This window comes from Streptomyces sp. NBC_00210, from assembly GCF_045160975.1.
Taxonomy (GTDB): domain Bacteria; phylum Actinomycetota; class Actinomycetes; order Streptomycetales; family Streptomycetaceae; genus Streptomyces.
Map to the genome: position 1 here is coordinate 6,049,382 of NZ_CP108120.1, position 16,501 is coordinate 6,065,882.

At 69.7% G+C, this 16,501-nt stretch carries 21 protein-coding genes and 1 tRNA gene; 4 read left to right on the plus strand and 18 right to left on the minus strand.

Annotated features, from left to right (window positions below):
* Positions 1-4: 4 nt before the first annotated feature.
* Entirely contained in the window at positions 5-886 is an 882-nt protein-coding gene (locus OG729_RS27330; protein WP_405808457.1) for a TerD family protein, read from the minus strand.
* A gap of 187 nt (positions 887-1,073) precedes the next feature.
* On the opposite strand from OG729_RS27330, the gene OG729_RS27335 reads away from it, so the two are divergent.
* The 3 genes from OG729_RS27335 to OG729_RS27345 all read left to right on the plus strand — a co-directional run bounded on the left by OG729_RS27335 (position 1,074) and on the right by OG729_RS27345 (position 5,627).
* Positions 1,074-2,237: an HpcH/HpaI aldolase/citrate lyase family protein gene (locus tag OG729_RS27335; protein WP_405808459.1), complete on the plus strand. Its 1,164-nt coding sequence runs from the start codon at positions 1,074-1,076 to the stop codon at positions 2,235-2,237.
* A 61-nt stretch (positions 2,238-2,298) separates the two neighbouring features.
* Positions 2,299-4,731 (plus strand): phosphoribosyltransferase, encoded by a 2,433-nt coding sequence (locus tag OG729_RS27340; protein ID WP_405808461.1) that lies wholly within the window; start codon positions 2,299-2,301, stop codon positions 4,729-4,731.
* The gene (locus OG729_RS27345) at positions 4,728-5,627 is read left to right on the plus strand and encodes an HAD family hydrolase (RefSeq protein ID WP_360874551.1); all 900 of its coding nucleotides are present in this window, start codon (positions 4,728-4,730) and stop codon (positions 5,625-5,627) included. Before OG729_RS27340 ends, OG729_RS27345 begins: the two co-directional genes overlap by 4 nt.
* A gap of 86 nt (positions 5,628-5,713) precedes the next feature.
* On the opposite strand, the gene OG729_RS27350 is transcribed toward OG729_RS27345, so the two are convergent.
* The 4 genes from OG729_RS27350 to OG729_RS27365 form a co-directional block, all read right to left on the minus strand.
* Positions 5,714-5,938, minus strand: coding sequence for a zinc ribbon domain-containing protein (locus OG729_RS27350; protein WP_360874554.1), 225 nt, complete (start codon positions 5,936-5,938; stop codon positions 5,714-5,716).
* Between the two features lie 9 nt (positions 5,939-5,947).
* The gene (locus OG729_RS27355; RefSeq protein WP_360874558.1) at positions 5,948-6,532 is read right to left on the minus strand and encodes a DUF4383 domain-containing protein; all 585 of its coding nucleotides are present in this window, start codon (positions 6,530-6,532) and stop codon (positions 5,948-5,950) included.
* Between the two features lie 243 nt (positions 6,533-6,775).
* Complete coding sequence (locus OG729_RS27360; RefSeq protein ID WP_405808463.1) at positions 6,776-8,167, minus strand: hypothetical protein; 1,392 nt, start codon at positions 8,165-8,167, stop codon at positions 6,776-6,778.
* Positions 8,168-8,238: 71 nt separating this feature from the next.
* Positions 8,239-9,021, minus strand: a complete 783-nt coding sequence (locus OG729_RS27365; RefSeq protein WP_405808465.1) for a DUF4097 family beta strand repeat-containing protein — start codon at positions 9,019-9,021, stop codon at positions 8,239-8,241.
* 210 nt (positions 9,022-9,231) lie between these two features.
* Between OG729_RS27365 and OG729_RS27370 the strand changes: the two genes are divergently transcribed.
* Positions 9,232-9,306, plus strand: a tRNA-Val gene (locus OG729_RS27370).
* A gap of 55 nt (positions 9,307-9,361) precedes the next feature.
* Here the strand turns inward: OG729_RS27370 and OG729_RS27375 are convergent.
* The 13 genes from OG729_RS27375 to OG729_RS27435 all read right to left on the minus strand — a co-directional run bounded on the left by OG729_RS27375 (position 9,362) and on the right by OG729_RS27435 (position 16,271).
* Complete coding sequence (locus tag OG729_RS27375) at positions 9,362-10,528, minus strand: tyrosine-type recombinase/integrase (protein ID WP_405808466.1); 1,167 nt, start codon at positions 10,526-10,528, stop codon at positions 9,362-9,364.
* Positions 10,528-10,716, minus strand: a complete 189-nt coding sequence (locus OG729_RS27380) for a helix-turn-helix domain-containing protein (RefSeq protein WP_405808468.1) — start codon at positions 10,714-10,716, stop codon at positions 10,528-10,530. The genes OG729_RS27375 and OG729_RS27380 overlap by 1 nt, the downstream gene beginning before the upstream one ends.
* The gene (locus tag OG729_RS27385) at positions 10,713-12,032 is read right to left on the minus strand and encodes a replication initiator (RefSeq protein ID WP_405811308.1); all 1,320 of its coding nucleotides are present in this window, start codon (positions 12,030-12,032) and stop codon (positions 10,713-10,715) included. The genes OG729_RS27380 and OG729_RS27385 overlap by 4 nt, the downstream gene beginning before the upstream one ends.
* Positions 12,033-12,175: 143 nt before the next feature.
* Positions 12,176-12,391 carry a hypothetical protein gene (locus tag OG729_RS27390; RefSeq protein WP_405808470.1) on the minus strand — a complete coding sequence of 72 codons (216 nt, stop codon included), beginning with the start codon at positions 12,389-12,391 and terminating at the stop codon, positions 12,176-12,178.
* Positions 12,388-12,597, minus strand: coding sequence for a hypothetical protein (locus OG729_RS27395; RefSeq protein WP_405808471.1), 210 nt, complete (start codon positions 12,595-12,597; stop codon positions 12,388-12,390). The genes OG729_RS27390 and OG729_RS27395 overlap by 4 nt, the downstream gene beginning before the upstream one ends.
* Positions 12,594-12,794, minus strand: coding sequence for a hypothetical protein (locus OG729_RS27400; RefSeq protein WP_405808473.1), 201 nt, complete (start codon positions 12,792-12,794; stop codon positions 12,594-12,596). The genes OG729_RS27395 and OG729_RS27400 overlap by 4 nt, the downstream gene beginning before the upstream one ends.
* A 93-nt stretch (positions 12,795-12,887) precedes the next feature.
* Positions 12,888-13,214, minus strand: coding sequence for a SpdD-like protein (locus OG729_RS27405; protein WP_405808474.1), 327 nt, complete (start codon positions 13,212-13,214; stop codon positions 12,888-12,890).
* 18 nt (positions 13,215-13,232) lie between these two features.
* On the minus strand, positions 13,233-13,388 hold the full coding sequence (locus OG729_RS27410) for a hypothetical protein (protein ID WP_405808475.1): 156 nt from the start codon (positions 13,386-13,388) through the stop codon (positions 13,233-13,235).
* Positions 13,389-13,401: 13 nt separating this feature from the next.
* Positions 13,402-13,593: a mobile element transfer protein gene (locus tag OG729_RS27415; RefSeq protein WP_405808477.1), complete on the minus strand. Its 192-nt coding sequence runs from the start codon at positions 13,591-13,593 to the stop codon at positions 13,402-13,404.
* A gap of 19 nt (positions 13,594-13,612) precedes the next feature.
* Positions 13,613-14,284, minus strand: a complete 672-nt coding sequence (locus tag OG729_RS27420; RefSeq protein WP_405808479.1) for a DUF2637 domain-containing protein — start codon at positions 14,282-14,284, stop codon at positions 13,613-13,615.
* A 2-nt stretch (positions 14,285-14,286) separates the two neighbouring features.
* Entirely contained in the window at positions 14,287-14,481 is a 195-nt protein-coding gene (locus tag OG729_RS27425; protein WP_405808480.1) for a hypothetical protein, read from the minus strand.
* An 81-nt stretch (positions 14,482-14,562) separates the two neighbouring features.
* Complete coding sequence (locus tag OG729_RS27430) at positions 14,563-15,924, minus strand: FtsK/SpoIIIE domain-containing protein (protein WP_405808482.1); 1,362 nt, start codon at positions 15,922-15,924, stop codon at positions 14,563-14,565.
* A gap of 5 nt (positions 15,925-15,929) precedes the next feature.
* Positions 15,930-16,271, minus strand: a complete 342-nt coding sequence (locus OG729_RS27435) for a hypothetical protein (RefSeq protein ID WP_405808484.1) — start codon at positions 16,269-16,271, stop codon at positions 15,930-15,932.
* Positions 16,272-16,501: the final 230 nt, after the last annotated feature.

Below are 16,501 nucleotides of genomic sequence, written 5' to 3' on the forward strand. Positions count from 1 at the left end.
CGTCTTACGGGCGGACGAACTGGGGACCCATCGGCGGCAGCTTGAAGTTCGGGTCGGGCGCGTACGCGGCCGCGGCGGCCGGCTGCGGGTAGCCGTACCCCGACTGGGCCGCAGGCGCGGCCGGCTGCGGCGTGGCGGGCTGCGGGTATCCGTACGCAGGTTGAGTGACGCCGGGCTGCGGATATCCGTACGCGGGCTGCGTGACGCCGGGCTGCGGATATCCGTACGCGGGCTGCGTGGTGGCCGGCTGCGGGTAGCCGTAGGCAGGCGGTGCGGGCTGTGCCTCGGGCTGCGCGGGCTGGTGCTGGGCATCGGGCTGGGCGGACGGCTCCGCGGCCGCCTCCGCCTCGTCCACCGAGATACCGAACGCCGTGGCCAGACCGACCAGACCGGTCGGGTAGCCCTGCGCCACCGCGCGGAACTTCCAGCCGTCGCCGCGCCGGTAGAGCTCGCCGCAGATGATCGCCGTCTCCTCGCCGGTCTCCGGCTTCACATCGAAGACGGCCAGCGGCTCGCCGTCGGCCACGCCCGCGTCGTAGAGCGATATTCGCAGGTCGCGGACGTGCTGGAAGGTGCCCCCGTCCGAGGACGCGGCGAGCACCACCTGGTCGACCGAGGAGTCGAGAGAGGTCAGATCGGCCTCGACGGTGTCCGTCAGATGTTCGGCGACGCGCTTCTTGGGCAGCCGTCGCACCAGGCCCGAGGGGTGGCGCGGCTGGTTGTAGAAGACGAAGTCCTCGTCGTCGCGCACACGACCGTCCGGGCCGAGCAGCAGGGCGGAGGCGTCCACGTCGGGGACACCGGTGCCCGGGGTCCAGCGCAACACGGCCCGTACGGCCGTGGCGTCGAGAGGGACGTTCGAGCCCTTCACCATCGCGTGCGTCATGCCCGTAATCCTGCCTTCCCCGTACCCGCGCGGACAACGCGGGGCCCCCTTGTTCTGCGGCCAGGACATGGGCATGGTGCAAGCGGGTTACCTGGAATTCATGGACTTGGGGAACTCTTGACACACATTCGTACGTACTATTACCGGCCACCTCATTTGGGCCGCCAAGGCAGTACGGGGGAAATCAATGCGTCATTTCGGGCATCTTTCGCCTGCTGTCCGCGAGGGTCTGTTCCACCAGGAGCCGTGTGAGTTCACCGGCGCCTCGCCCGCCCGCGTGCTCGCCGCCGCGCTCGGCGCCACCCTCTACAGCCCTGCCACCCGGCCGAAGCTTGCCGACGACGTGCTCAAGCAGGTCGACCGCGGGGTCGTCTCCATGGTGCTCTGCCTGGAGGATTCCATCGACGACGCCGACGTGGCCGCGGCGGAGGAGAATCTGGTCCGGCAGTTCGCCGACCTCGACTCGCGTGGCGTGGAGCTGCCGCTGCTGTTCATCCGGGTCCGTGAACCGGGCCAGATTCCGGACCTGGTGCACCGGCTCGGCCCCTCGGTCCGGAGATTGTCCGGATTCGTACTTCCCAAGTTCACGGAGGAGCGTGGCGTCCCGTTCCTGGAGGCGCTTGCCGTCGCGGAGACCGCGAGCGCACAGCGGCTTTTTGCGATGCCCGTACTCGAATCTCCGGGACTGCTGCACCTCGAAACCCGCGCCGAGACGCTCGCCGGGATAGCCCGCACCGTCGACAAGTACCGCGAGCGGGTCCTGGCGCTGCGGCTCGGTGTCACGGACTTCTGCTCCGCGTACGGGCTGCGCCGGTCGCCCGACATGACGGCGTACGACGTCCAGATCGTCGCGGGCGTCATCGCAGACGTGGTGAATGTGCTGGGGCGGGCGGACGGCACCGGGTACACGGTGACCGGGCCGGTCTGGGAGTACTTCCGGCTGGGGGAGCGCATGTTCAAGCCCCAGCTGCGCCGGAGCCCCTTCATGGAGGGCCGCGCGGAGGAGCTGCGCACCACGCTCATCGAGCACGACCTGGACGGTCTGCTGCGCGAGATCGAGCTGGACCGGGCCAACGGTCTGCAGGGCAAGACCTGCATCCACCCCTCGCATGTGCTGCCCGTGCACGCGCTGTCCGTGGTCAGCCACGAGGAGTTCAGCGATGCGCAGGACATTCTGCGGCCGGAGCGGGGCGGCGGAGGCGTGATGCGTTCCTCGTACACGAACAAGATGAACGAAGTGAAGCCGCACCGGGCCTGGGCCGAGCGCACGCTGCTGCGGGCGGAGGTCTTCGGCGTTGCCAGGGAAGAGGTCGGCTTCGTGGAGCTGCTCACGGCCGGGCTCTCCGGCTGAAATTCGAGCTGATATTCGAGCCAGTGTTCGTGTTGAGATTTGTGCTGAGATTTCGGCTGAGATGACGAAGGAAGAGACTGTAAGCGTGGTGTGGTCGGGAACGTGGGTCGCTGAGCGGCTGGGCGTCGGGCTCGTCGGAGACGAGAAGCTGGACGGCCTGCTGGGGCTTGCCCTGCGCCGTAACCCCAAGCGGGCGCATCTGCTCGTGTCGAACGTGCTGGGCAAGCATGTCCCGCAGTCGCCCGCGGTGGTGTACGGCGCGGGGTACGGCCTGGGCGAGCGGGTGCGGGAGCTGCTGGGTGAGGAGCAGGCCGCCCGCGCGGTGGTCCTCGGCTACGCGGAGACCGCCACCGGTCTTGGCCACTCGGTGGCGGACGGGGTGGGCCGCGCGCCGTATCTGCACTCCACGCGCCGCCCGGTCGAGTCAGTGGCCCAGGCGGGCGGCTTCGAGGAGTCGCACTCGCATGCGACCTCGCACCTGCTGCTGCCCGAGGATCCGGCGCTCCTGGCGGGCGACGGCCCGCTGATCCTCGTGGACGACGAGTTCTCCACGGGCAACACCGTGCTCAATACGATCCGTGAGCTGCACGGGCGGTACCCGCGCGACCGGTATGTGATCGTGGCGCTGGTCGACATGCGCTCGGAGCGGGACCGGGAGCGGCTGTCCGCCTTCGCCGACGAGATGGGCGCGCGGGTCGACCTCGTGGCGCTTGCCTCGGGGACGGTCCGGCTGCCGGAGGGAGTCCTGGAGAAGGGCCAGGCGCTGGTGGCGGAACACGAGGCGAAGACGGACTCGTCCACGGCACGCGGCAGCGCCACCCACGGCGCCGTGCGTGTCGAGCTGGGCTGGCCCGGCGGGCTGCCCGACGGTGGGCGGCACGGCTTCACTCCCGCCCACCGCGTCGAGCTGGAGGCTGCCCTGCCCCGCATGGCCGGGCGAATAGCCGACGCGCTCGGCGCCGCGCGCCGCGTACTCGTCCTCGGCTTCGAGGAGTTGATGTACGCGCCCCTCCGGCTCGGTACCGCGCTGGAGCAGGTCGTCGACGCCGACGTCCGGTACTCCACCACCACCCGCTCGCCCGTCCTCGCCGTCGACGATCCCGGCTACGCCATCCGCAGCCGCCTCGTCTTCCCCGCCCACGACGACCCCGCCGACGGCCCCGGCCAGCGGTACGCCTACAACGTCGCCGGCGCCGGGTTCGACGCCGTCGTCGCCGTCGTCGACTCGGCCGCCGACACGCCCCAACTGCACGCCCCCGACGGCCTGCTGGCCCAGCTCGCAGCGCACATACCGCACGTGGTTCTGGCCGTTGTCCCCAGCTATGTACCCGAAGCACCTGAAAGGGCCTCCATGCTGCCCGAGCCCCTCCGCGGCCCAGCCTTCTCCTCCTACGCCCCAGAAGAGGTCGGCTGGCTGCTCCAGGACCTCTCGGACGTCGAGCTCGAGGCGCCGACCGAGGAGCGCGAGGAGGCTATCCAGAGCGGCGGCGCCCACTACGCCGAGTCGCTGCCCGTCGAGTACCAGCCGAGCGCCCAGTACCAGGAGCTCTTCAAGGCCGCGCTGGCGACCTCCGCCGCCAGAATCGCCCGCGCCGTCGGCACGGTCACCGAGACCGTCATCGCCGAACGGTCCCCGCGCCCCGTACTCGTGTCGCTGGCCCGGGCCGGCACCCCCGTCGGCGTACTCATGCGCCGCTGGGCCCAGCACCGGCACGGTCTGGACCTGCCGCACTACGCCGTCTCCATCGTCCGCGGCCGCGGCATCGACACCAACGCCCTGCGCTGGCTCCAGGAGCACCACGACCCGGCCGACGTCGTGTTCGTCGACGGCTGGACCGGCAAGGGCGCGATCACCCGTGAACTGGCCGAGGCGCTCGAGGAGTTCGACGGCTTCGACCCCGAGATCGCGGTCCTCGCCGACCCCGGCGGCTGCGTACGCACCTACGGCACCCGCGAGGACTTCCTCATCCCCTCCGCCTGCCTCAACTCCACCGTCTCCGGCCTGATCTCGCGTACGGTCCTGCGCGCCGACCTCGTCGGGCCGCACGACTTCCACGGCGGGAAGTTCTACCGCGAGCTCGCCGGCGCCGATGTCTCCAACCACTTCGTCGACACCGTCGCCGCCCGCTTCGACGAGGTCGCCACCGCCGTCGACGCCGAGGTCAAGGAACTGCTCTCGGCGGACCGCGCGCCCACCTGGGAGGGCTGGGCCGCCGTCGAGCGGATCAGCCAGGAGTACGGCATCGACGACGTCAACCTCGTCAAGCCGGGCGTCGGCGAGACCACGCGAGTCCTGCTGCGCCGCGTCCCCTGGAAGATCCTCGCCAAGCGCGGCGCGGGTGCCGACCTCGACCATGTACGGCTGCTCGCCGAGCAGCGCGGCGTACCGGTCGAGGAGGTCGACGAACTCCCGTTCACCTGCGTGGGGCTGATCCACCCCCGCTACACACGGGGCGCGACCGGTGCCGACGGCAAGGCGGTGGCCGCCAAGTGAGCCTCCTCATCGCCAGCGATCTCGACCGTACGCTGATCTATTCGTCGGCGGCCCTCGGGCTGACCATGCCCGATGCAGAGGCCCCGCGCCTGCTGTGCGTCGAGGTCCACGAGCGCAAGCCGCTGTCGTACATGACGGAGAGCGCGGCGGGGCTGCTGACGCAGCTCACCGCCGACACCGTCTTCGTACCGACGACGACACGCACGCGCAAGCAGTACCAGCGCATCCGGCTTCCCGGTGCCGCGCCGCAGTTCGCGATCTGCGCCAACGGCGGACATCTGCTCGTCGACGGCGTGTCGGACCGCGACTGGCGGGACCGCGTGGCCGGGACCCTCGCCGACAAGTGCGCCCCGCTGGCGGAGATCCGCGCCCATCTGAGCGCCACCGCCGACCCGGCCTGGCTGCGCAAGGAGCGGATCGCGGAGGACCTCTTCGCCTATCTGGTCGTCGAGCGCGCCCTGCTGCCGGAGGACTGGGTCGGGGAGCTCGCGGAATGGGCCGGGCCGCGCGGCTGGACCGTCTCCCTCCAGGGCCGCAAGATCTACGCCGTGCCGAAGCCGCTCACCAAGAGCGCGGCCGTGCGCGAAGTCGCCCGCCGCACCGGCGCGGAGCACATCCTGGCGGCCGGGGACTCCCTCCTCGACGCCGATCTGCTGCTCGCCGCGGACCGCGGCTGGCGGCCGGGCCACGGCGAACTGGCCGACAGCGGCTGGAGCGCCCCGCACGTCGACGCACTGCCACAGTCGGGCGTCGCGGCGGGCGAGGAGATCCTGCGCCGGTTCCACGGCTTCAGCAACGGCAGTGGCTTCGGCGACAGTTCCGGCAGCCGCTCCGGCGACAGCATCAGCGGCGCCGCGATCCCGCACCAGGCCGTGACCGCGCCGACGGCACCCTGAAGGCCGACGCGGGAAGGCCGCCGCGGGTTGTCGTGACCGATCGCAGCTGAAACCTGACGGCAGGGCGGCGGCTCGGCGCGGTGGCGTCAGCCGCAGCAGCCGCCTCCGCAGCAGCCGCCGCCCCCGCCTCCGCCCGCGCCGCCGCTCGGCGCGGGCGCGGACTTCGTACCGCCGACGGCGACGGCCGAGAGCAGCTTGACGGTGTCCTCGTGCCCCGCAGGGCAGCTCGCCGGGTCGGAGGACTGGGCCATCGGCCGGTTCACTTCGAAGGTGTCGCCGCAGCTGCGGCAGCGGTATTCGTAACGAGGCATGCCGTAAGGCTAGCGCTGCTCCTGTTCCGCCTGTCCCGTCGGTTCGGCCTGCTCCGACTTCTCCGCTGGTTCGGCCCCGCCCGAGTGGCGGGCCCTGTAGTAGGGGTTGTCGTGGGGCAGCGTCGAACTGACCCTCCCGTACATCCCGAAGAACATCAGCATCACGCCGACCACAAAGCTGAACAGGACGTTCTGTATGTGGAAGGCGAGCGGGTTGAAGCTCTTGTCCAGCAGGCCGAGGTTGATGAAGCCGCTGGCTATGAAAAGTATGCCGAGGACCATGTTCAGGGTGGAGGCGAAGTTGCCGCCGATGACCATGCCGACGAAGAGCAGCACCCCGACGCAGATGGAGAGGACGCTCAGCGTGCCGTTGGTGTTGAGGCCCGCGATGGTGTCGCCGTCGGTGTCGAAGAAGCCGACCTTGTTGATCAGCCCGAGAATGCCGAAGGCGAGCAGCACCAGCCCGGTCAGCCCCGCGCCGACGCGGTAGACCTGGCTGAGCCGGTGATCGACGGGCAGATGCTCGTCGAGACGGGGACGGTTGCGGTGGCTGGGATTGCGCTTGGTTTTGGACGGCAGTACGTGTGCGGCCATGTCCGGCCTCCTTCGTACGTACTCATGTACGGCTTCCAGGATCCGCCCGAGTGGGATGTGGTTCAAATCATTGGCGAAAACTGGACAAGGTTGGGGCGGGGCGGGCGGCGTTCCGGGGCGTGAGCGGCCTGGGCGGCCCGGGGCGTGTGGGCCGTGAGCTCACAGGACCCGACGAGCCCCGGACGGCCGGGCATGGCCCGCGTGCGAGTCCGTGCCGCCCGTTCCGTGCCGCCGGGGGCGGATTCAGCCCCGCCCGGCGCCCGCGCCGCGGTCCTCGCGGATCTGCTCCACGACGCGCGCTGCCGTACGCCGTACCGCTTCCGTCTCGGTCAAGAAGTGCCAGTAGTCGGGGTGCCGGCCCTCCAGCCCGGCGATGGCCCGCTCCAGCCGCCCCACCGCGTCGTCCAGCGGCTGTGCATGCCGCGGGTCCGGGGTGTTGCGCCCGGCCATGGCGAGGCGCTGCGCGTCCCGTACCGCGAACCGGGTGCGCTCGATCTCCTGCTGCGGATCCTTGGCCACGGCATTGAGCCGCTGCAGCCGGTCACCGGCCGCGGAGACCGCCTCGTCGGTGCTGTTCAGCAGCGCCCGTACCGTACTGAGCAGGGCTGTCGCATCCGCCCACCGCTGCTCGTCACGCGCCTTGGCTGCCTCCCTGAGCTTCTCCTCGGCCTGGCGGACGCTGATCGCAGCCTGCTCGGGCACCGGCTGGAGATCCTGCCAGCAGGCGGCGGAGAAACGCCGCCGCAGCTCGCTCAGAACGGGCTCGACGGACCCGGCGCGGGTGGTCAGGGCCTGTGCGCGGGTACGGAGGGAGACCAAACGCTTGTCGGTCTCGGCCGCCCGCTCGGGCAGCCGCTCGGCCTCGGCCCGCACCCCTTCGGCGTCCCGCAGCACGCGGTCGGCACGCTGCAAGGTCTCGGCGACACCGTGCCGCCCTGCGCCCTGATTGAGCTTGGTCAGCTCGGGCCCGAGCGCGGCGAGCCGGGCCGCGAGATCATCCGCTCGCAGACCGGAGCCCCGCACCGAATCGAGAGCATTGCTCGCGGAAAGGAGCGCCTGTCGCGCCCGCTCCACGGCGGGGGCGAGCCGGGCGAGCTGCGTCTCCGCCTTGTCGAGCAGCGGCCCGAGCCCCTGGGCGAACCGGTCGAGATCGCCCTTGACCCGTACGAGCTCGTCCTTGGCCCGGTTCAACTCCCCGCGCGCCTGCGAGGCGACGTGTGCTTCGAGATCGTGCCGGTCGAGGTCGTGCGCGTCGACGGCGGTGATGTACCGATGACTCGCCTCGTCGATCCGCTGCCCAAGCGCGGCGAAGTCGTCGACCGCCCGACGCGCCCCCGGCGAACTGTCCACCGCCGTGATCGTCTCGATCGAGATCCGCAGATCGCGCTGGGCGGTGTCCAGCTCGTAGAAGGCGGCAGCAGCAGCGTCCTTCGCGGCCTGCGCATCGGCCCGCTCACTCTCGCCCCGCCCGCCGAACCAACGCCGGCCACCCCCGCCCCCGCCGGCAAAGGCACCCGGCAGCGCCGCGACGACCAGCGGCAGAGGCAACAGCATCAGCGCGAGGACGTCGCGGACGGCACTCGCACTCGCTCTCGCACCTCTTTTTGCGTGCGGCTGCGCGTGTGTCGCCGTCACATCCCTCTCCCGTGCTGTGTCGCCCTGCCCGGTTCATTGTCCCACCAGGTAGTGACGAACACACGGGCTGGTTAGTTCGCGCTTCGCACGGTGACGTTGCCGTTGTCGGTGCGGGCCTTCACGACATGTGAGCTGCCGTCGTCGGTGGGCACGTCGACGTCCACATCGCCGTTGTCGCTCTTGGCCGTCACGGCGTACGGAGCGCCCGCGCGCGGCAGCTCGACGGTGATGGCGCCGTTGTCACTGACGGTCTCGACCCGATCGGGCACGGCACTGAGCCCGAGCCGCACTGACCCGTTCTCCGCCCCGACAGTCACGGCCTTGGAGCTGACCCGCTCAGCGACGATCTCCCCGTTGTCCGTGTCGAGCCGCAGCGGCCCGCTGGCGTCCCGTACGGTCACGGCGCCATTGTCGGTCCGGATCTTGAGCGCGGTGTCGAACCCACTGGCGGTCACGCTCCCGTTGTCGTCCTCCACGGTCACGGCCACACCTCGCGGCACCTTCACCGTGTGCCGGGCCTCGCAGCTGCTCGCGACGGCATCGCACTCCACCCGGAGGGTGAGCTTCCCGTCCTTCATCATCCAGGAGGCCCCGGGCCCGCTCCCCATGAACACCCACCCGTCGACCTGCCGGGTGACCTGCACATCCTTCACATCGGCGGGCACGATCTCGATGGCGGAGTTGTCGGAATCGATGGTGAGCGCCTTCCCCTCCAGCGGAAAAGACCGCTTCTCGACGGGCGCGTCGCCGGCGTCGGCACTACCGCACCCGGTGAGCGCGAGAGCACCGAGGACGGTGCCTCCGAGTGCGATGAACGCGCGGGCGCGATTGCGTCGGGTGGTCAGTACGGCCATGGTGATCGTTCCCCCAGGTGGTTCTGCCGATGTGCCCTCACGGTATGAGCGCGGGGGAGTGGGGAGCGATCCGGGCGACCACCGTGTGTGGGGTGGGGCTATCCCCAGTACCGATGTGGCTATCTCCAGTACTGAGGGGTGCGGGCCCGGTGGCCGGGAACGGGTTTGCAGAGCGGCCCCATCTGCCATGTACGCTGTTCCTTCATCCACGGGTGCGTAGCTCAGGGGTAGAGCGCTGCTCTTACAAAGCAGATGTCGGCGGTTCGAAACCGTCCGCGCCCACCAGTGCAAAGGCCCCCAGCCGATCATGGCTGGGGGCCTTTGACATCCACTTTTGACATCAACCGGGGCGGTCATTCACGACCGGCCGCCGCTTGAGCATCCGGTCCAGGTGGCTCACTGCTTCGCGCTGCGTGTCCTGCACGACGTGCGTGTAGACGTTCATCGTCACGGCGATCTGACTGTGACCAAGGATCTCCATCACGACGCGGGGAGCAACGCCCGCGGCGGTCAGCAGAGTCGCGCAGCCATGCCGGGCATCGTGCAGCCGGATCACTCGCAGGCCCGCATCTTTGGCGACGCGAGTGAACGAGCGGTACAGGTTGCGCGGCTCGATCGGTCGTCCCGTGCGCGTGGTGAAGACGTAACCGGTCTCCTCCCACCGGTCCCCGGCGCTCTCGCGCAGGGCGGCTTGCCGCATCCGCTGCCACCGCAGGGGAGCGACGCAGAGAGCGGGAAGAGGCAAGGTCTGCCGACGGCGGCGGCCCTTGGGATCGTCCTCGTACGCCTCACCGCGGACACGCTGCCGCTGAGTACGGACACGGATCTCCCGCTTGTCGAGATCGAGGTTTTCCCAGCGAAGCCCGACGACCTCACCGCGGCGGAATCCGAGCGCGATGGCGAGCACGAAGGCCGCATAGAGCGGGTCCTTTCGCGCGGCCGTCAGAAAGGTCAGCGTCTCGTCCAGGGACCACGGCGACAGATCACGAGCGTCGACCGAGGGCGGCTCCACCAGCGTTGCCACATTCCGCATGACCAGCTCTTCCCGGCACGCAGCCGTCAGCGCGGTACGGAGCACGCGGTGGGATTCCTTGGTGGTTGCCGCGGTGCTCTTCTTTTCCAGTTGGTTGAGGAAGCGCCGGACATCGGCGACGCTCAGCGACTCCAGCCGCTTGGAACCAAGCATCGGCACCAGGTACAGCCGGACGTGAACCTCGTACTTGGCGTAGGTGGTGCGCTTTCGACGCGGCTTGATGATGTTGTCCAGCCAGTACGGCAGCCACTCGGAGAGCTTGGCCGAGCGGGTGGGCACGGGCACGCCCTGGTCCACCTTGTCGAGCAGCTCGCGGCGCTTGGCGTCGCACTCGGCCCAGGTCTTGCCGTAGGCGAACTTGCGGGCCCGGGTGCCGTCCGGCTGAAGCACGTAGACAGCGGCCTGGTAGCGGCCGTCCTTGCGTTTGGTGATCGTGCCTGCGCCGTTGGGGTTGCGCTTGCGCTGGGAGACCATCAGGCAGCCTCCTCGATCCGATCGCGGATGTAATCCTGTAGCGCGATCTCGGGGATTCGGCGGGCGCGCCCCTCAGTGATCGAGACGAGGCGCTTCGAGCGGATCAGGTCATAGACCTTCGAGCGTCCGAACTTGAGCCGCGCCATAACCTCGGGCACGGTCAGCAGTTCGGCAGTGGCGGTGGTCATGCTGCGGCTCCTTCCATGTCGGTGGTGTCTGGGGTGATGGAGGCGGCGAGCCATTCCTCGCCGCGGGTGAGTCCGGTTCCGGCGAATGCCCAGTGCGCGAGGACGAGAGTGGTGTCGTCACTGTCCGAGTTGGCCGGCACGGGGATTTCGTCACCGTGTGCGATGGCGGCTTGGAGGCGTCGCCATTCGGCGCGGGCGGTGCGGAGTGCGCCGAGGGTGGTGGAGTAGCGGCGGGTCTTGGTGGAGAAGTGGCCGCGGAAGCCGAGCATGTGAGCCCAGGCCCGGAGCCGGAGGTCTTCCAGGTCTTTGCGTGCGCCGAGGGTCCAGGCGGTGCGGATCAGTCGGCGGGCGTGTTCGGGGATGGACTTGCGGCCGAGTTCGGCGAGGAACTTGATGGGGCGGTCGAGGGTGCCGGTCGCGGTCTCTGCTCCTTTGGTTGCGTACTTGGCGATGTAGGCGGCGACGGCGCGTTCAGTGAGCTGGGTGCCGCCGTCGAGGTCGGCCGAGCGGATGGGGCGGATGTCGAGCTCGGTGCCGAAGGCGAAGTGGTGGGCGCGGCCGTCGAGGATGGGGCCGGGCACTTCGGCGGCATCAGCGGCGGCGCGGATGGCGTCGGCGAGGAGTTCGGCGGTGGCCCATGCCGGGGGAGTGGTGGTGCCACCTTCGGGGCCGTCGAGGCGGATCACGGCATGGAAGTGGATCGCTCCGCGGCGCTGGTATTCGGCGACCTTGGCGAAGGAGACCCGGGCGTACTGGGCGAAGGCTCGTTGGGTCAGGCCTGCGCGCTTGGCGACTTCGCGGCGCAGGTAGATGGAGAAGCGAGCCCAGATCTTGGAGGCGTGTGCGTTCCACAGGACAGCCGTTTCGTAGTCGTAGGTATCGGGGTTGAGCGGGCTGCCCAACTCGGCTGCGTCCTTGGGGTGCCGGGTACCGCAACGGCAGCGGAGAACAGTGCCGGGCTTGGTCGTGGGGCGGTTGTGCACGGGCCCGAAGCTGGGGGCGGTGAAAGTGGCGAACACCCGTGGATGGGTGGCGACCCGCTCAGGTGTGCCTTTGCCGCCGCGCAGGCCTGCGGTGATCAGTTGGTAGGTGTCGCGGCGGTAGGTCTCGGCGCAGGCCGGGCAGCGGGTGGCGCGCCGGTTGTTGCAGCGGATCAGAAGGTTCCCGGCGGGCAGGTCGGCGGAGTTCAAGTGGTGCACGACCGGGCCGATCTCACCGGTCGTGGTGTTAAGGGCGTGTTCGGTGCGGTGGCCGTCGAGGCGGATCGGAGTAGCGCAGCCGCCCAGGCCCCGCAGTTGCCGCATGAGTCCGGGCATGGTGCCGAGCGAGGCGAGGAAAGCGAGGTCACGTACTGGGGGCGGTGCAGTCGCGGTCAAGGGGAGAGTCCTCCTCTCAGAGGGGGTTGGCAGTGCCGGGGCACCGGCCGCGGGAAGGGCGGGCGGTGCCCCGGCAGGCGGGATCAGCGGTGGGGGCAGGTGTTGCGGTGGTCGATCCACCGGGCGACGAGGTCGCGTACGTTGTCGTCGCCCTGGGCGCGGCCGGAGGCACCGCAGCAGCAGGCGTAGGAGCCGCGGGCGGGGTAGTCCTTGGCCGGTTTGGCGACGTGCACGCCGGGGCGGTCGGGGGTTGGTGCAAGATCGGTCGCGGCGGCCAAAGACTCGCGTAGGTGGGTCACAACCAGCGCCGCTTCTTGGGGGTGCTGGCCGAAGCGCTGGACGGGCCGGAGACGTCATCCGAAGTACGCCCGTAGGAGTTTTTGCGTGCCTGCGCTGCCTTGCTGCGTGAGGCGTCGTGGCGCTGGTGGGCGGATGCGATCTTCTTTGCCTCGTCGATCGGGGAGTCCAAGGGATCGGACAGGAGGCGGTGAAAGGGGATCCTCATGCCGTCACCTCCGAACCCGCAGTAGCGACCAGGTGGCGCAGGGGCGGGACGGTTCCGGTTCCGTGGCAGGTGCGGCAGTGGGCGGTGACAGTGCGCCGGTTGCCGTCGAGGTTGCGGCCGCCGAGGGTGATGGCGACGGATGCGAAACCGTCGCAGGCGGGGCAGACACGGACTTGGGCATGGTTGTGCTGGGGCATGATGGGGCTTCCTTCCGGTTGAGAAGTCGGGTAGGGGCTGGGCCTGTCCGGGCGGCGGAGACTTGGCGGTTTCGGTGCCGCCCGGAGGGCTGGTCAGCGATGGCGCGGGTTGTTGACCATGGAGCGCAGTACGACGGCGCAGACCGCGACCGAGGTGGCGGTGACGGCGACGGCGAGCAGGAGCGAGACCAGGACCGCGCCGACGACGAGCACGACTCCGGCACCCCCGGCGATGGCGGTCAGGAGGCCAGTAGGGGAGAGCCGGACCGCGGGAGCCGAGCGCATCGGAGCCGGGGTGGGGGCGGGGTGCTGGCAGGTGCACGTCTTGGCGTGCTGGTGCTGCTCGACCGGGGCCGCGTGGACGATCGGGGCGACGGTGCCGGTCGGTGTGGGCATGGTGGGGATCTTCGGGCGGAACATGGTTGATCTCCCTTCGGGCTACTTGACGGCGGTGTCGATGACGGGGGCGAGCAGGCTGTCTGCGAGGAGGTAGCCGCCGAGCATCAGCACGGCGACGAGCCACCAGGGCGGGCGGATGTGCTTGATGCCGAGCCAGCCGATGACGATCAGCGCGAGCCAGAGCGGAACGTCCATGACGGGTGTCTCCTCAGTGGGGCGTGCAGCGGTGGGTGCGGGCAGCCAGCTGCGCGGCGGACTGGTTGGAGAAGTCGGCGGACCAGCCGCAGCGGTCCCGCGAGCAGACCGCGGCGTGCTTGGTGCGGCCGTGCCGGTCGCGGTGGGTGCCGATCTGCACGGGGCCGATCCGCATCACGGAGTGGAAGAAGTCGCGGGCAGGCATGGTGTGTTGTCCTTTCTGGTCAGGTGAGTTGGGTGGCGAGCTGGGCGGCCATCGGGCCGGGCAGACCGAGCCGGTCGCGCAGGGTGTCGGCGTCGATCGGGTTGCCGGTCGCCGTGCGGTGGGCGTCGGCGAGCTTGCGGGCGTGGTCGACGAGCGCGGGCGGCACATCCACAGACGGCGGTGCAGGCAGAGCCGGGACCGGCTCGCCAGCCTCGACGGCATCCGGCTCGGGTTCGGGCGCCGAATCGGCCGGCACACTCACCGGCTCGACGACCGGGCGCAGGGGCTCAGGCTCCGCTGTTTCGTGGTCTGCGGGTGTGTGGACGAGGAGCGTGCCGCCGAGGAAGGCCAGCGCGGGCCATCCGGCGACCAGGATCCGCAGCCAGGCCGGTACGTTCGCCAGGTCGAGCAGGCCCGCGGTGGCGACGTTCGCCCCGAGCGAGGCGACCAGCGCCACCGCGAACCAGAACCATGCGGCACCGACGGGCCCGCCGACCTTGCGGAGCACGCTCAGCCGTCGCCAGGCGGCGACCATGAGCAGGTCCACGCTGACCGGGTAGGCCCATGCCTTCCAGCCGTCCTGTCCGGCGGCTGCGGCCAGATCGTGCAGGTGGGCGAAGGACAAGGCTCCCGCGATCACGGCCTGTACGAGCACGGCGTCCAGGCGGATCGCCCACTTGGAGGCAGCCATGTTCACAGCCCCTGACCCGGGTACTCAGGCCCGCTGTTGGGGTCGTAGCCCGGCGGCAGTACACCGCTCGGCAGCGAGGCGGCCAGCGACGGGCCGATGGCGGCGACGAACCCGTCGTCAGCGCCAGAGGTGTGGGTGTACAGGGCCAGCCCGCAGAGCAGGGCCACGGTGCGGTCGAAGTCCTCGCGGTCGTCCATGGGGCTTCTCCTGTTTCAGGCATGGAAGGGGTAGGGACGTGGCGCGAGACGGTCACGCCGACCGGAGTGGAACTGGGTGGATCAGGCTGTGGCGGGCTCTACGGCCGGGGCAGGGAAGTCCAGGCCCTTCAGGTCCGGCAGCTCCGGGCGGAAGGGCTCCAGGCCCTTGATCGCCGGGGTGCGGTGCGTGTGCGCGTTGCAGGCGGTCACGGCCTGCCGCATCGAGGTGAACGGCGTACGGATGCGGACCCAGCCGCCCGTGGAGTCACCGGCAACAGCCATGCCGGGCCGTTCGACGGGGATCTGTGTGGTCGCCAGCACGGCATCCGGGGAGATGTCGCCGAATGCCATCTTGGCGGAGGCCTCATCGTTGACCCGGTGCGAGACGCGGCCGGTCAGCTGGGCACGGAGCATGGTGATCCCGTCCCCGAGCTCCGCGCCGAAGCGCTGCCCGCAGATCTCCACATAGATGCCCGCGGCGCGACCGAGCTGGACCAGGCGCACCAGAGCGGTGACGATCCGCTCGCGACGCTTCTTCTCCGCCGTGTTGGAGAACAGCGCCAGCTCCGCGACCTCGTCGACCAGGAGGACGACGGGCACCGGTCGCAGATGCTCGGGCAGGCCCCAGATGTCGGCAGTGATCTCCGCATCCGCCGTGTCTGCGCTGATCCGCTGATCGCGCCGGATTACCTGATAGGTGTCCGCCATCTGCTCTACGAGCGCTTCGAGCAGATCGGCCGCATCGTCCGGGTTGTCGGCCAGCGCGGTGAACCGGCGTGCCAGTGGGGCGAGTTCAACGCCTTGCTTGCAGTCGATGCCGACGAGGGCGACGTGCTGCGGGGCGAGTTCCTTGACCAACTGGCGCTGATACACGGACTTTCCGGACTTGGTCGCGCCGAGGTTCAGCGCGTGCGGCACCTCCTGGTAGTCGCGGTAGTGGACCTCTCCGTCTTCCCGCAGCGCGACCGGGATGCGCAGCCCCTCACGCTCGATCTTCGCGGGCATCTGCACCCGCGCCAGCACGTCGTAACCGGTCATCCGCAGCTCGATGACACCGGACTTGATCTCACGCGAGGTGATGCCGTGCATCGAGAACGAGTGGCGCAGCCGGTCCGTGGAGGCGGCGAAGTCGAACGCGTCCTGACCGGGCCGCAGCTTCACCCGTAGCACCAGCCCGGTGCGCGTCGGCCGCATCCGCACAATGCGCGGCACCCGGGACTCAGGAGCCGGACGGTTGGCCATCCGAGCCAGCGCGAGGCGTAGCCGGGACGGCGGAACCGTCAGCCCGCAGGCCTCCATGACCGAGGCGTACCGGAAGGTCACCCGTGCCATGGCGAAGATGACCCCGAAGGTCAGCCAGTACCAAGCCGGGCGGACCTTCCGCAGCACCAGAGCCGTGGCGATGACCACCAGCGCTATGACGAGAACCCAGTTCCCTGACACGGTGCTCAGCCCTTGGCCTGGGAGGGAGTGACCAGCGCGACCGCGCGGAACGCGATGCCGAAGCGCTTCTCACCGTTGAACGTGTTCTCCCAGTCACGGGCCTTCAGGCCGACGACCTTGACCGGCATGCCGAGCGTGAGTCCTGCCGGAACACCCGTCTCCGGGATCGAGACGTTGTAGAGGTTCGCCTCGCCCTCGTCCGCGATGGTCAGACCGACCGTCATCATCTTTGCTCCGGTCTCCCGGTCGATGGCGATCTCTTCGGTCTGCTTGTTGATGATCTTCATCTTCGGCTCAACCGCAACGAACACGACAGCGGTCGAGGTGTCGATCTTGAACGATGACATGATGGAAGCTCCCTTGTAGGGGCGGAAGCGGCGACTTGCTTGGCGGTAGGGCGTCGCTTCCTGCATTGAGTCGTTGGAGCCCTGTGGCAGCGCCGCAGGGCTTCTGCGTTCCCATCTGGTGCGCACCAGTAGGTTGCATCTGGTGCGCACCAGCTGTCAAGCGATGTCGCTGTCCGGCTTTCTCAACTCGCCTTTCTGCGACGCTTCTAGAGAACCGCGCCGCTCAACGA